The sequence below is a fragment of the Tardiphaga sp. genome (assembly GCF_044340795.1).
GTDB lineage: Bacteria > Pseudomonadota > Alphaproteobacteria > Rhizobiales > Xanthobacteraceae > Tardiphaga.
The window spans coordinates 65920-78174 of the sequence record NZ_JBIISY010000002.1; the positions used below are offsets into that span (position 1 = coordinate 65920).

15 protein-coding genes are annotated in these 12255 nt (G+C 66.3%); 10 read left to right on the forward strand and 5 right to left on the reverse strand.

Annotated elements, in window-relative coordinates:
* Positions 1 to 20 precede the first annotated feature (20 nt).
* From ACIQ17_RS00750 to arsJ, 4 genes are all read left to right on the forward strand, one after another.
* Complete coding sequence (locus ACIQ17_RS00750) at positions 21 to 296, forward strand: ArsR/SmtB family transcription factor (RefSeq protein ID WP_398464331.1); 276 nt, start codon at positions 21 to 23, stop codon at positions 294 to 296.
* Between the two features lie 90 nt (positions 297 to 386).
* Positions 387 to 884 (forward strand): arsenate reductase ArsC, encoded by a 498-nt coding sequence (locus ACIQ17_RS00755; RefSeq protein WP_398464333.1) that lies wholly within the window; start codon positions 387 to 389, stop codon positions 882 to 884.
* A 17-nt stretch (positions 885 to 901) separates the two neighbouring features.
* Positions 902 to 1945 carry an ArsJ-associated glyceraldehyde-3-phosphate dehydrogenase gene (locus ACIQ17_RS00760; protein WP_398464335.1) on the forward strand — a complete coding sequence of 348 codons (1044 nt, stop codon included), beginning with the start codon at positions 902 to 904 and terminating at the stop codon, positions 1943 to 1945.
* 2 nt (positions 1946 to 1947) lie between these two features.
* A complete protein-coding gene (gene arsJ, locus ACIQ17_RS00765; RefSeq protein WP_398464337.1) occupies positions 1948 to 3174 on the forward strand; it encodes an organoarsenical effux MFS transporter ArsJ in 1227 nt (408 codons plus the stop codon).
* A gap of 45 nt (positions 3175 to 3219) precedes the next feature.
* Here the strand turns inward: arsJ and ACIQ17_RS00770 are convergent, their stop codons facing one another.
* Together ACIQ17_RS00770 and ACIQ17_RS00775 are read right to left on the reverse strand one after the other, a co-directional pair.
* On the reverse strand, positions 3220 to 3960 hold the full coding sequence (locus tag ACIQ17_RS00770; RefSeq protein WP_398464339.1) for a sulfite exporter TauE/SafE family protein: 741 nt from the start codon (positions 3958 to 3960) through the stop codon (positions 3220 to 3222).
* 111 nt (positions 3961 to 4071) lie between these two features.
* The gene (locus ACIQ17_RS00775; RefSeq protein WP_233024166.1) at positions 4072 to 4356 is read right to left on the reverse strand and encodes a helix-turn-helix domain-containing protein; all 285 of its coding nucleotides are present in this window, start codon (positions 4354 to 4356) and stop codon (positions 4072 to 4074) included.
* Between the two features lie 119 nt (positions 4357 to 4475).
* Here ACIQ17_RS00775 and ACIQ17_RS00780 point away from each other — a divergent pair, with 119 nt between their 5' ends.
* The 6 genes from ACIQ17_RS00780 to ACIQ17_RS00805 all read left to right on the forward strand — a co-directional run bounded on the left by ACIQ17_RS00780 (position 4476) and on the right by ACIQ17_RS00805 (position 11203).
* Positions 4476 to 4799 (forward strand): hypothetical protein, encoded by a 324-nt coding sequence (locus tag ACIQ17_RS00780; RefSeq protein WP_398464342.1) that lies wholly within the window; start codon positions 4476 to 4478, stop codon positions 4797 to 4799.
* Complete coding sequence (locus ACIQ17_RS00785; RefSeq protein ID WP_398464344.1) at positions 4799 to 5374, forward strand: hypothetical protein; 576 nt, start codon at positions 4799 to 4801, stop codon at positions 5372 to 5374. The genes ACIQ17_RS00780 and ACIQ17_RS00785 overlap by 1 nt, the downstream gene beginning before the upstream one ends.
* A 172-nt stretch (positions 5375 to 5546) precedes the next feature.
* Positions 5547 to 6089 (forward strand): hypothetical protein, encoded by a 543-nt coding sequence (locus ACIQ17_RS00790; protein ID WP_398464346.1) that lies wholly within the window; start codon positions 5547 to 5549, stop codon positions 6087 to 6089.
* 11 nt (positions 6090 to 6100) lie between these two features.
* Complete coding sequence (locus ACIQ17_RS00795; RefSeq protein ID WP_398464348.1) at positions 6101 to 6859, forward strand: metallophosphoesterase; 759 nt, start codon at positions 6101 to 6103, stop codon at positions 6857 to 6859.
* 200 nt (positions 6860 to 7059) lie between these two features.
* Positions 7060 to 9447, forward strand: a complete 2388-nt coding sequence (locus tag ACIQ17_RS00800; RefSeq protein ID WP_398464350.1) for an AAA family ATPase — start codon at positions 7060 to 7062, stop codon at positions 9445 to 9447.
* Positions 9448 to 10030: 583 nt separating this feature from the next.
* Positions 10031 to 11203 (forward strand): site-specific integrase, encoded by a 1173-nt coding sequence (locus ACIQ17_RS00805; RefSeq protein WP_398464352.1) that lies wholly within the window; start codon positions 10031 to 10033, stop codon positions 11201 to 11203.
* A gap of 207 nt (positions 11204 to 11410) precedes the next feature.
* On the opposite strand, the gene ACIQ17_RS00810 is transcribed toward ACIQ17_RS00805, so the two are convergent.
* From ACIQ17_RS00810 to ACIQ17_RS00820, 3 genes are all read right to left on the reverse strand, one after another.
* Positions 11411 to 11641, reverse strand: a complete 231-nt coding sequence (locus ACIQ17_RS00810; protein WP_233024159.1) for a GDCCVxC domain-containing (seleno)protein — start codon at positions 11639 to 11641, stop codon at positions 11411 to 11413.
* 3 nt (positions 11642 to 11644) lie between these two features.
* Positions 11645 to 11917 carry a cation transporter gene (locus tag ACIQ17_RS00815; protein WP_233024158.1) on the reverse strand — a complete coding sequence of 91 codons (273 nt, stop codon included), beginning with the start codon at positions 11915 to 11917 and terminating at the stop codon, positions 11645 to 11647.
* A 9-nt stretch (positions 11918 to 11926) separates the two neighbouring features.
* A partial coding sequence (locus ACIQ17_RS00820) for a mercuric transporter MerT family protein (protein ID WP_398464355.1) occupies positions 11927 to 12255 on the reverse strand: 329 nt, incomplete at its 5' end.

Genomic DNA, 12255 nt, shown 5'->3' on the forward strand with positions numbered 1-12255 from the left:
GACAACCGGAGTTTGGCGAAGTGGCGCTACGGGAAATTGATGCGGGCGACATGGCGGCCGGGCGGTTCGCCACCATCGGCCAGCCGACGAGGCTCCACGCGTTTCGCCTGCTTCTCTCGGCGTATCCTGAGAGTCTCGGCGCCGGCGAGATCGCCCGGCGCTGCGACGTGCCGCACAACACCATGTCCACCCATCTCGCGACGTTGACCCGCGCCGGCCTCATCAAGGTCTCGAAGGACGGGCGCGCCATGAATTACCGCGCCGATGCCAAGGGGTATCGCGACCTGGTCGACTAGCTCGCCAAAGATTGCTGCAACGGCCGTCCGGAGCTCTGCGCCGGGGCGGTCGGCGAAACGGACAACGAAGCCTCCAACCCGGATGTGGTCATGCCTGCCTTCAACGTTCTCTTCCTATGCACGCACAACTCTGCACGCTCGATCATCGCGGAGGCGTTGCTTCAGAAATTGGGCCAAGGAAAATTCCGGGCGTACTCCGCGGGCTCGGACCCGGGCCAGGCTCCGCTTCCGGAGGTGGTGGAGCGGCTGCGCCAGTTGGGACACGACGTCGGGACCTTGCGATGCAAGCCGCTTTCGGAGTTCACGGGTCCCGAAGCGCCGCGCATGGATTTCGTCATCGCGCTTTGCGACACGCCGGAAGGTCAGTTCTGTCCGGACGTCGATAGCCGGTTCGCCACCGCGGCATGGCCGCTCCCCGATCCCGCACGCTTCGACGGTTCGCAGGTCGAGAAGACGACCCTCCTGAACGAGCTCTACGCGATGATCCGCCGACGTATCGAGATCTTCGTGAGCCTGCCGTTCGCCTCGCTCGACCGCATGGCACTCAAGACGCGTCTCGACGAAATCGGCGACAGCGCCCGTATCTGAAACTGGAAGGCACTCGAATGAAGATCGGCATCAATGGCATGGGCCGGATCGGCCGCCTCGCGCTGCGCGCCGGCCTCGGCGGCATGTTCCGTCCGGAAAGCGACCCGCACCGGTCGAACCGCCTCGACGTCGTCCACGTGAACGAACTGAAGGGGGGGATCGATGCGACCGCTCACCTGCTGGAGTTCGATAGCATTCACGGTCGCTGGCACGGCGGAATTGGCGTGAATGATGGGAAGTCGATCGGGATCGGCGATCGCCGGATCGGCTTCTCCGAGGCCGCCGCACCTGCAGATGTGCCATGGGGCGACCTCGGTTGCGAGGTCGTGCTCGAGTGCACCGGCAAGTTCCTGAAGCCCGACCAGCTTCAGACCTACTTCGATCGGGGCGTCAAACGAGTGATCGTAGCGGCGCCCGTCAAGGACGAAGCAGCGCTCAACGTGGTCGTCGGGGTCAACGACAAGAGCTACGATCCGGAACGGCACCGTCTTCTGACTGCCGCTTCCTGCACGACCAACTGTCTGGCGCCCGTCGTGAAGGTCATCCACGAAGCCATCGGCATCCGTCACGGCCAGATCACGACGATCCACAATCCGACCAATACCAACGTCGTGGTCGACGCTCCGCACAAGGATCTGCGCCGCGCACGGTCGTCGCTTCTGTCGATGCAGCCGACGACGACCGGCAGCGCGACGGCGATCGCTTTGATCTATCCGGAGCTCAAGGGAAAGCTGAACGGGCACGCGGTGCGCATCCCTGTGCTGAACGCGAGCCTGACGGACTGCGTCTTCGAACTGAACAGGGAGACGACCGCCGTCGAGGTGAACACCCTTTTCGAAGCGGCGGAGAAGACGGTGCTCGCCGGCATTCTCGGCATCGAGAAACGGCCCTTGGTGTCGGCCGACTACACGAACGACACGCGAAGCTCGATCGTCGACGCCCAAAGCACGCTGGTCACCGACGGGACGCTGCTCAAGGTCTATGCTTGGTACGACAACGAGGTCGGCTATGCCTGCCGGATGGTGGATCTCGCCGCCATCGTGCAGCGGGCGGGAGCATGAGCATGGTACGCAACTACATCATCGTCACGGCCTCCTACTGGGGCTTCACCCTGGTCGACGGCGCGCTCCGCATGCTCGTCCTCTTCCACTTCTTCCGCCTCGGCTATTCGCCGTTCACGCTTGCCTTCCTCTTTCTGCTCTATGAGGCGGCAGGAATCGCCGCGAACCTCGCCGGCGGATATTTCGCATCCAAGTTCGGGATCCCGCGGATGCTCGCGATCGGTCAGGCGCTGCAGATCGCCGGCCTGCTCATGCTCTCGGCACTCGATCCCGGCTGGAGCGCAGCCGCCTCCGTCGCATGGGTGGTCGCGGCGCAAGGAATCGCGGGAGTGGCCAAGGACCTGACGAAGACCGCATCGAAGTCCGCGATCAAGGCGACTTCTGCCGAGGGCAGCGGTCAGCTTTTCCGGTGGGTCGCCTGGTTCACCGGATCGAAGAACGCCATGAAGGGCATTGGCTTCTTCCTCGGCGGTTTACTGCTGGATCTCGTCGGGTTCACCCACGCGCTATGGATGATGGCCGCTTTGCTCGCGGTGGTGTTCGTCGCCGGCTTGGTCCTCCTGCCGTCGGAGCTCGGCAAGGCGAAGTCGTCGAAGACGATGAAGGAGCTGTTCGGCAAGTCCCGCGGCGTCAATCTTCTGGCCGCAGCCCGCATCTTCATGTTCGGCGCGCGGGACGTCTGGTTCGTCGTCGGCCTGCCTGTCTTCCTCTACGCGGCCGGCTGGAAGTTCCTGGAGGTCGGCGGTTTCCTCGCGGCCTGGACGATCGCCTACGGCTTCGTGCAGGCGATCGCTCCGTCCCTCGTCACGCGCAGCGCCGACGGCCTCAGCCGCGAGATTCCGTCCGCACGGTTCTGGGCCGCCGTCCTGGCCGCGGTGCCGATCGTGCTCGCCATCGTCATGATCTGGATTCCGATCGGTAGACCCGACCTGCTGATCGTCGCGGGGCTCGCGCTGTTCGGCCTGCCCTTCGCGGTCAATTCGTCGCTGCATTCGTATCTCATCCTGGCATACGCCGGATCCGAAAAGGCGGCGGAGGACGTCGGCTTCTACTATGCCGCCAACGCGGCCGGCCGACTTCTCGGCATCACGCTGTCGGGCGTGCTCTACCAGCATGGCGGCATCGTCGGATGCCTGGCTGGTTCGGCCGTGATGCTGCTGTCCTGCTTCGTGCTGACGTTCGTCCTGCCGACGCACGCGACGGACGCCACACGACGGTCGCTCGCCTGACCGCACCTGGCGTTTCCATCGACATCACGGCTACCGGCGACCGTGTCATGGGTGAGCTACCATCCGGAAGCCTGCCAGCGCGAGCAGGATGGCGAGCAGCAGCCTCATCAGGCTTGGCCGCATGAGCGTGGATCCAAGCCACGATCCGACGACCCCTCCAAACACCACGGCGGCCGACCAAACCGGTAGTTGGACCGGCAGGTCATGAACTGTTGCCGCGGCGCCGGCGAGCGCCGCGGCCGAGTTCAGCAGGTTGAAGGTCGCTGCAATCGCCGCCGCCTTGCGTGTCTCCGCCCATCCCATCGCCAAGATCAATGGCGCGAGAAAGATTCCGCCACCGACGCCGGTGATGCCCGAGACCAAGCCGATGGCGGCTCCGGCAAGGAGCGACATGCCGAAGGGCGGCTCGCAGAGCGCCTGCAGATCGAGACGCGCCGCGCGCCGTGCCGAACGCGCCATTTGCGCCGCCGCCAGCAGAAGCAGCAGGCCGACCACGGGCTGATAAGCCGCCGCAGGGAGGTTCAGCGTTCCTCCCACGAAGGAAAACGGAAGCGCCAGCACACCGAAGGGATAGCAGGCGCGCCACGATAGCAGACCATTCCGATGAAAGCGGGCGCATCCGATGGCTGCGACGAGGACGTTCAGCGCCAGGACCGTAGGCTTGATGACGTCGGGCGCGTATCCGAGGACACCCATGACTGCGACATATCCCGTGCCGCCAGCCTGCCCGACCGCCGAATAGAGCAGAGCGACGATGGCAAATGCAGCGGCAACAACGAGATCCAAGAGGCCTCCGTCGAAAGCAGATCGATCAAGGATTTGGTGCTTCTAGCGCGCGGACCGTGATCGACATCCCGTAGGGAGGCGGACGTCACCGGTCGGTCTGTCGGCTGTGATCTATTCGGGACGGCGCCTTAGCCTGACGCCCTCGACGTATTCTTCGTCACCGAAGAAGAATTCGATTCCTTCCTTTTCTAGCGCCGCCCGGAGCGCCTTGTGGACGTCCCGCCTGCGCCGGTCGGGCCGGCCTTCCGTTTCAGTCTCGATCTTGGAAATCGTGCGCCGCGACACGTTAGGCGTCAGCGTCTCGCCGAGCTGGGTCTGGGAGAGGTTCAACAGGCCCCGTGCGGCTCGGATCATGGCAGCGGATATCAGGAGTTCGGGTATTTCGGCGTCGGTCATCCCCGAGTTCTATGCAGGAAAATTAACGTTAGCAAGCCTTATTCTTCTCATAATGGGAAGAATAATTGACTTGGCGTCATCGCGATGGCATCTTGTTCCCAACGAAGAGGGAGTTTGCGATGACCTATAGCGAGTACATCCAGAGCACTGCATGGCGGACCAGTCCGGTCCGGCTGCGCGAATTCGAGGCGGCGGGTTTCGCTTGCCGTCTCTGCCCGGCGGCGGCTTCCGACGGCGCCACGCTGGAATCGCATCACCGGACCTACGACCGTCTTGGCAACGAGAGCGACGGCGACCTCACCTCGCTGTGCTCGGACTGCCACCGCGCGGTGACGTCCTTCCTGCGGGCCCGCCGCTACGCGCTGCTGCAGCCGCTGCGCGCCGACGTGAAGACCATCCGCATCGACGCGCCGCTGTTCGACCCGACCCGCGAGGTGGCGTGATGGAAGCCGAGAAGATCACCATGCGCCTGACCGGGACGCGCCCGCTGCTGATGCATTCGTCGCGCCTTGCGGACCCGCTCGATCCGATCCGGGCGCGCCTCACGAAGGTGACGACGAAGAGGGCGAAGACGCTGGCGGACCATCTCGAAATCTCGCGGATCGAATGGCATGGCGGCCTGTGGATCTTCGAAGGTCGCCCGTGCATCCCGGCGGAAGCGCTGTTGAGCACCTTCAAGTCCGCCGCACGGGCGCGCAACAAGGGCCAGGAGGCAACCGCCGGCATCCAGATCGGCCGCCCGGCCATCCTGGAATACGACGGGCCGCGCGACCTCGACGAGCTCGGCGCCGACGAACGCTTCGTGTTCCGGACGACCGTCAGGGTCGGACGCGCCCGGACCATCCGCACGCGCGCCCGCTTCAACGACTGGGCCGTCGAATTCGACGTGATGTATCTGCCCACCCTGCTGAACCGCAGCGAGGTGCTCGACACCTTCATGACCGCCGGCTTCACGCGGGGGATCGGCGACTGGCGGCCAACCTTCGGCACCTACCTGGCCGAGGAGCGCAAGGAATGAGTTTCAAGGCTTGGCGGGGCGTGGCCCGGCGAGGCAGGGCACGGCCCGGCTTGGCGAGGCATGGGGAGCGTCCACTCTAGGACGCTCCCCACCCACCGAATTCCGAACCTAACCAACTTCGCGGTCTGGAAGACCGCAACGTGCCATTCGGCGCGAACGGGAGAACCATGTCATGCGTACCGAAACGAAGAAGACGAAGCCGACCCGCGGCACCGCCCGTGCCCTGGAGATGTCCAAACCGCGTTCGATCGCGGCGCATTTCCTCGGCGAGACGCCGGCGGATTGGGAGCACGCACATCTGCTGTGGCGCTCCGTGCCGGCGCACCGCTTCCATCGCGATCACCGCGCCGCCGTTAACGAGTGCATGCGGCGCACGTCGTCCACCATGGACGCATGGCGCCTGGCCATCGCCGGCGATGCCGCGAGCGCCATCGGCCTGGCTCTGAGCATGGGCATTCCCCAGCAGGTCACGATCCGCACCGACCTGACGATGACGGTGCTGCTGCACAACGCGCTGCGCGGCAGCGCCGGCGCCACGCTGGTGCTCTCCAACCTGATCCGCCGGATGCCGATCGACCGCGCCGACCGCCGCCGCCTGGCGACATCCTGGCTGGCCCACAACTTTCGTCAGGCCTGGCCGGAGCTCGACGAACGCCTCCGCCTCGTCAAGGCCGGCACGCATCGTCGCGGCGATGACGGGGAGGACCTGTCGTGAGGATCCAGGTCATGTCCGACCTCCACGTCGAGTTCTACGGCACCGCGGCGATGCCGCGGACGGTCGATGGCGCCGACTTCGTCGTGGTCGCCGGCGACACCTGCAAGGGCCTGGTCAGGGCCGTGGAGACGCTGCGCGACGCCTTCCCCCGCGTCGAGGTGGCGACCGTCGCCGGAAACCACGAATACTACGGGTGCGAGCTCGCCGCCGAGCTCGAGGCCGGTCGCGTCCGCGCGCGCCAGTTGGGGGTGCACCTGCTGTCCGACGACGCCGTGACGATCGGCCGTGCGCGCGTCGTGGGCTGCACCCTCTGGACCGACTACTGCCTGTTCGGCGCCGATCTGCGCGAACTCGCGATGCACACGGCGCGCGACGCAATGATGGACCACAAGCGGATCGCGTGGCGCCGGAACCCCTGGGCCAGGTTCCGGCCGGAGGAGGCGGCGGCGCTGCATCTGCGGTCCCGCAACTTCCTGGAGACCGAGCTTGCGAAGAGCCACCCCGGGCCCGTCGTCGTGGTGTCCCATCACGGCATGACGCTGGAAGCCGTTTCGCCGCTGAACCAGCGCTCTCTTCTGAGCGCCGCATACGCTTCGGAGCTGCTGCCGCTGGTCGACCGTCACCGTCCCGCGGCTTGGGTCTCGGGCCACACCCATCACTCCATGAATCTGCGGCGCGGCGGGACGAGGTTGGTCAGCAACGGGCGCGGCTATCCCGGCGAGAACGCCGGTTTCGATCCCGCCTTCGTCATGGAGATCGCCGATGACTGAGCCAGGACACCGCCTCGCCATACTCCTCACGTTCCAGGTGCATCCCCCCTAGCGGGCCGGCGCCGCCAACCCGACCACCATCACCGACACCATGGAGAATCCGATGCCCGACCCCAAGCCCGCGATCCGCCTCGCCATAACCCCGAATCCGCAGGTGCATCCACCCTAGCGACCATGACCTTCGACACAGGAACATCCACGTGACCAAGTACACGAAGACGAAGACGAAGAAGCGCCGCGCAGCGCTCGCGCGCAACGCCGGGCCGAGCCGCCCGGCATCGGTGGCGACCGCCTCGCCGGCCGCCATGGGCCCGCTCGAGGCGGAGACGGACCGCCTCGCCGTCGAGGTATCGCGGACCTATCGGAAGGCCATGGGCGCGGCCCAGGCGCGTCGCGTCGAACAGCTCGCCCCGGCCGTTCCATCGCCGGTCAAGGGATTCGTCGGACTGGCGGCGCTCCGCCGGCGCACGCGCGACGACGATGACGACCTGGACGTCGCCGTCGCCACGAAGCACCCGAAGGTGGAGCCGGTCACGTCCGTCGAGATCGCCGCCAGGCTGATGCTGGCCAGGCAGGTCGACGCGCTGGGCGGGCTCGCGGTAGCGGTCCGGAGCGGATCTCCAGTGGTCGTGGTCGACGTGCCGGATGCGGCGATGCTCGACCGTCTCGGGCGCGTGTGGGAGAGCGTCCTGATGCCCGCCACCGCGGTGTGCGTGAAGTTTCTCGGCAGCGGCGCGCTCCGCCACGGCCAGTACGATGCCCTCTACGTCGTGGCCAAGACCCCGACGAAGCCCAAGGATTCGGACGACACGCGCCGGTTGACGCTCGACGCCCTCGGTCTCGCTTTGCCGGTTATTGCCTTCTCGCCCTCCGCGGAGACGCATCTTCCGGCGGAGCTGCTCCTCGCATGCACCCACCGGATCGCGATTCCGGCGCTGGACGCGCGCACCATCGTCAGAACGATCGAGATCGTGACGGGACGCACGTGCCGCGCGCGGCTCGACGACGTCACCGTCGCGCGGACGGGACTCGGCGAGATCGCCATCGCCGTGCGCTTCGACCGGACGCCCGCCGAGTGCGTCGCCGGCCTGCGACGCCTCGCCGAGGCCAAGGCGGTCAAGCGCGGTTCGCGCGACCTGACGCTCGACGAACTGCACGGAATGGACTCCGCCGTGGCGTGGGCCCGTTCGGCGATCGTCGATCTGAATTCCTGGAGGCGTGGCGACGTCGGGAGCTGGTCCGCGGTGTCGTCGAAAGTCCTGCTGAACGGGCCGCCGGGCACCGGAAAGACCACTTTCGCCGCCGTTTTCGCACGGGCCGCCGGACTTCCGATCGTCACGGCTTCGCTCGCCGGCTGGCAGTCGCAGGGGCACCTCGGCGACCTCTTGAAGGCCATGCGGACCGACTTCGAGAAGGCGAGAAACCTCGCAAATTCAGCCTCAGGGTGCGTCATGTTCATCGACGAGGTCGATGCTTTCGCCGACAGAAGCTCGATCCGGCATGACCACGCGGACTACGTGATCCAGGTAGTCTCGGGCTTTCTCGAACTGACCGACGGTCTCGCCGGAAACGAGAATCTCTTTCTGGTCGCGGCCTGCAACGATGTCCGTCGCTGCGATCCCGCGTTGGTCCGCCCGGGACGGTTCAATCCGGTGATCGAGATCGGTCTGCCGAACCTCGCGGACCTGGAGAAGATGTTCAGGGTCCGCCTGGGTCCGGACCTCGTCGACGCCGATCTCCGCGAAATCTGCGAACGGACGCTCGGCGGCTCGGGCGCCGAGGTGGAGCGCATCGTCAACGACGCCCGCCGTCTCGCCAGGCACGATGGCGCCCGTTCGATCGTCATGCACGATCTCCTGAGCATCGTGAAGGGCGAGGACGCCCGGCCGGAGGCGCTGCGGCGGCGCACCGCCATCCACGAAGCCGGCCACATCGTCGTCGATGTGTTGTTCAACGGCGGCGCCGGGATCCACGCCAGCATCTCGCCGTCGCGCGGGACCGGCGGGCGGGTCGTCCGCACCGAGGCGACGGAAACGGCCGGCACCTACGAAGACTACGCGCGCCGCCTCCAGGTCTTGCTGGCGGGACGGACGGCGGAGATCCTCATGTGCGGTGATTGCGGTCACGGTTCCGGCGGCGTCGCCGGCTCCGACATGGCAGTCGCGGCCAGCATGGCGGCGGCGATGTCGGGCTCGGTCGGGCTCTCCGGACCGCGACCGCTGCTCTTCCTCGCCCCGCGCGAGAACACTCCCGAGCTGCTGTCCTATCCCGAGGTCCGCCTGGCGGCGAACGAGGAGTTGACCAAGGCGGCCGACGCCTGCCGGGCGCTCCTGCAGCGTCACCGCGGCGCCCTGGAGGCCGTGACGGAGGTGCTGCTGGCCGAGGGCAGGATCGACGGCGAAGGCGTGTGCCGGCTGCTCGCGACGGCCAATCCCCCGGGCGGCGCCGCCGGAGGGGCCGCGACCAGGCTCCCCGGGCGTGCCGACGGGGCGGGCGGCCCAAGGATTCGAAATACACCGACACGACGCCGGAAGTCTCCCCCGTCGCGCGAGCGCCGCGCCGGGACCGCTCCCGGAAAGCCCTTGTGACAAGCATGTCACAAGGATTCGCAGCTTGCCTCTGGTTCCATTTCTCAAGGATTCGATTTCAAGGATTCGATGACATGACCCGCCCAACGGGCGCCGCCGACGCCCCGAATTCCGGCACCGAGATGACCTCCGTCCTGCGCGCCGGATTTGGGAACCGGCCCGCGGTGCCGATGGCAGATCTGAGTAAGATGTTGATGTTGGACGAGAAAACGTTGCTCCGCCACGTGCGCTCTGGTAGGTTGCCCTACCGGGCGATGGGAACCGGGCGGCGACGGATCAGGCGGTACTTCACAATGGATGACGTGGTTCAGTTCTTCAAGAATCTGGGGAACCCGGCGGCTGACCCGGTTCCGCCGCGTCGTGCCCGTACGCCGTGGACGTCGGACGCGCCCGGTTTCGTTGGCGGTGTCGAGCGCCCCACCCGTCGCTCCGCCGAAGCCGTCCGCACAGCGCGCGTGTCCGCCAGGAGGGAGACCGCTGCGGACGCTTCCGGCACGTCCGGCGCGTGCCCAAAGTCGACGGGAGGCGTCGTATGACCGTCTACATGCATAAGAATTCGCCCTATTGGCAGATCTGCTTCCAGTTGAGGAAGCGCAAGTTCTCCTACTCCAGCGAGACGACCTGTCACGCCACGGCCGTGGAACTGGAGGACGAGTACCGCGCACAGGCGAAGCGGGACCTGGCCCTCGAGATGGCGGCGGGGCCACGCGTCACCTTCAACCAGGCGATGCACAAGTACTGGAAGCTCAAGGTGTTCGACCCCCGTCCGAAGGAGCTGAAGACCGACGAAAAGATCAATCGCGAGATCGCCAAGTTCGACGCGCTCACCTCTGCCGGCAAGCAGGTCGGCCTCGACACCCTCTGCGCCGACGTCGATACCACGCGCATGCTGGAGATCCGCGAAGAACTGAAATCGGCCACGGCCAACACGGCGACTGGACGGCTCAAGCCGAGCGCCATCAACCGCCAGCTCGAGCTGATCTTCTGCGTCCTGAACTTCGCGAGGGACCATATGTCCACGCCGCTGCCGAAGCGGCCCCGGATGAAGGAAATCAAGTTGGTGGAGGACGACCGCGACCGGATCATCGACTACGACGACGAGACGGCGATCTGCGAGCATCTCGACGAGGATTTCCAGGCCGCGTTCGTGCTGGAACTCGAGACCGCGATCCGGAGCGGCGACGTCATCGGGCTGCAATGGTCGCAGGTCCGGCTGAAGCAGCGGCACATCCTCGCCCACCGCAAGTCCAAGGGGCGCAAAATCTACAAGGTCTGGCTGAACGACCGCGCAGTCGCGATCCTCGAACAGATGAAGGGTCTCCACCCGACCCACGTCTTCACCCGGGTCGTCGAGACGACGGCGATCGTCGACGGCGAGCCGGTCAAGGTCGCGACGCGGATTCCCTACAAGAAGTCGCATTTCGGGACGCGTATGAAGAAGGCCTTCGAGGCCGCGAAGGTCGACGACCTCACCTTCCACGACCTGCGGCGCACCGCGGGCACGCGGTACTATCTGGCGACCAAGGACTACGAAGCCACCCGGCAGTTCCTGGGGCACTCGTCCGTCGAGGTCACCAAACGCTACATCAAGATCGCGCTCGAGAACGTCATCGAAGGCGTTTTCAACATGGAGAGGGACCGCGCCGGCCGCGGCTGGCGGTTGAAGCCTTCGCGCAAGGCGGCGACCTCCGCGACCGTCGAGAAAATCGTCGCCTTGGCTCAGAGCGGCCGCACCCGCAAAGCGGTCGGAGCTTGACAGAACGTCCGTGGCGGCATCGGTCGTGGGCGCCCCTTGTCGAAACGCGGCTCCACGACCGATTGCCCCGCTCCGCAGCCGGAGTTCTAGGCGATCGTCGTGGATCGGAGGCGATCCGCGACCACGCCCGTGGATCGCACTGCGGCGACGGACGCCGGCGGCCACCGACACGTCGGTTGGCTTTTTCTGCAAGCCGGCGGCTTCCATTTACGATTGGCTGCAGCACGGCCCGGCGCACCGGTCGCCTCCGCCCTCGGCCTGTATCGGCGGACAGGGAACCGAGCCGTAGGAGCAAAACACGCAACAATCGCCAGGCTTCGGCTTCAGCATGATGCCGCAGCCGGTGCATTCGTAGAAGAATTGACAGGCATCGGTCGGCATCGTCTCCGTCTTGGCGACGGCGCACTGGGGACAAGTGATGATCGATTCGAAAAGCATCCGTCAGCCCCGGGGCGCTGACGGATGACCCGCCTTGGCGGTCGCCGACATCAGTCCGTTCACGACGGCCACTGTGTCGCGGTAGACGACCGTCGCCGTCTTTTCCTTGAAGGACGCCACGACCCGGGCGACGCCCGGTATGGCTTCGCGGCTGCCTTTGACGATCGACGGACATGCGGCGCAATACATGTTGTCCACCGCGCGGTCCGCGGCCATTGCAGCCGACGAGGCCAGGATGCCTCCTGTGAGAACCGCGCGAAGAAGAAGTTTGCTCATTGGGGACCTTTAACGATGGAGGAAGAGCGGTGCGATGAGGTCGAAGCCGAGCTCGGCGGCGACCAGGAGGGTCGCCACGACGAGACCCGTCCTGACGAAGCGATCCGACAGCGGGCGGGCACAGGATCCGGCGGCTGCGCATGACGAACGCCCCAGGCAGGACAGCCGATAGCCGTAACTCAGGACCGCCAGCGTCGCCGCGACGATCCAGGGCCGATAGGCGGCGAGCCGGGTGAGGTTCCCTATCCTCACGCCGCTGACGCTGAGACCGACGAGGGCTAGGGATGGAACAAGAGGAAGCCGCGACCGCCCCCCCACAGCCCGCCGACCGCCACGCC

What these genes read in the sequence shown, in the direction of transcription:
- ACIQ17_RS00755 (WP_398464333.1), top strand. Translation starts at nt 387, where the DNA reads ATGCCTGCCTTCAACGTTCTCTTCCTATGCACGCACAACTCTGCACGC.
- ACIQ17_RS00760 (WP_398464335.1), top strand. Translation starts at nt 902, where the DNA reads ATGAAGATCGGCATCAATGGCATGGGCCGGATCGGCCGCCTCGCGCTG.
- arsJ (WP_398464337.1), top strand. Translation starts at nt 1,948, where the DNA reads ATGGTACGCAACTACATCATCGTCACGGCCTCCTACTGGGGCTTCACC.
- ACIQ17_RS00775 (WP_233024166.1), bottom strand. Translation starts at nt 4,356, where the DNA reads ATGACCGACGCCGAAATACCCGAACTCCTGATATCCGCTGCCATGATC.
- ACIQ17_RS00780 (WP_398464342.1), top strand. Translation starts at nt 4,476, where the DNA reads ATGACCTATAGCGAGTACATCCAGAGCACTGCATGGCGGACCAGTCCG.
- ACIQ17_RS00785 (WP_398464344.1), top strand. Translation starts at nt 4,799, where the DNA reads ATGGAAGCCGAGAAGATCACCATGCGCCTGACCGGGACGCGCCCGCTG.
- ACIQ17_RS00790 (WP_398464346.1), top strand. Translation starts at nt 5,547, where the DNA reads ATGCGTACCGAAACGAAGAAGACGAAGCCGACCCGCGGCACCGCCCGT.
- ACIQ17_RS00795 (WP_398464348.1), top strand. Translation starts at nt 6,101, where the DNA reads ATGTCCGACCTCCACGTCGAGTTCTACGGCACCGCGGCGATGCCGCGG.
- ACIQ17_RS00810 (WP_233024159.1), bottom strand. Translation starts at nt 11,641, where the DNA reads ATGCTTTTCGAATCGATCATCACTTGTCCCCAGTGCGCCGTCGCCAAG.
- ACIQ17_RS00815 (WP_233024158.1), bottom strand. Translation starts at nt 11,917, where the DNA reads ATGAGCAAACTTCTTCTTCGCGCGGTTCTCACAGGAGGCATCCTGGCC.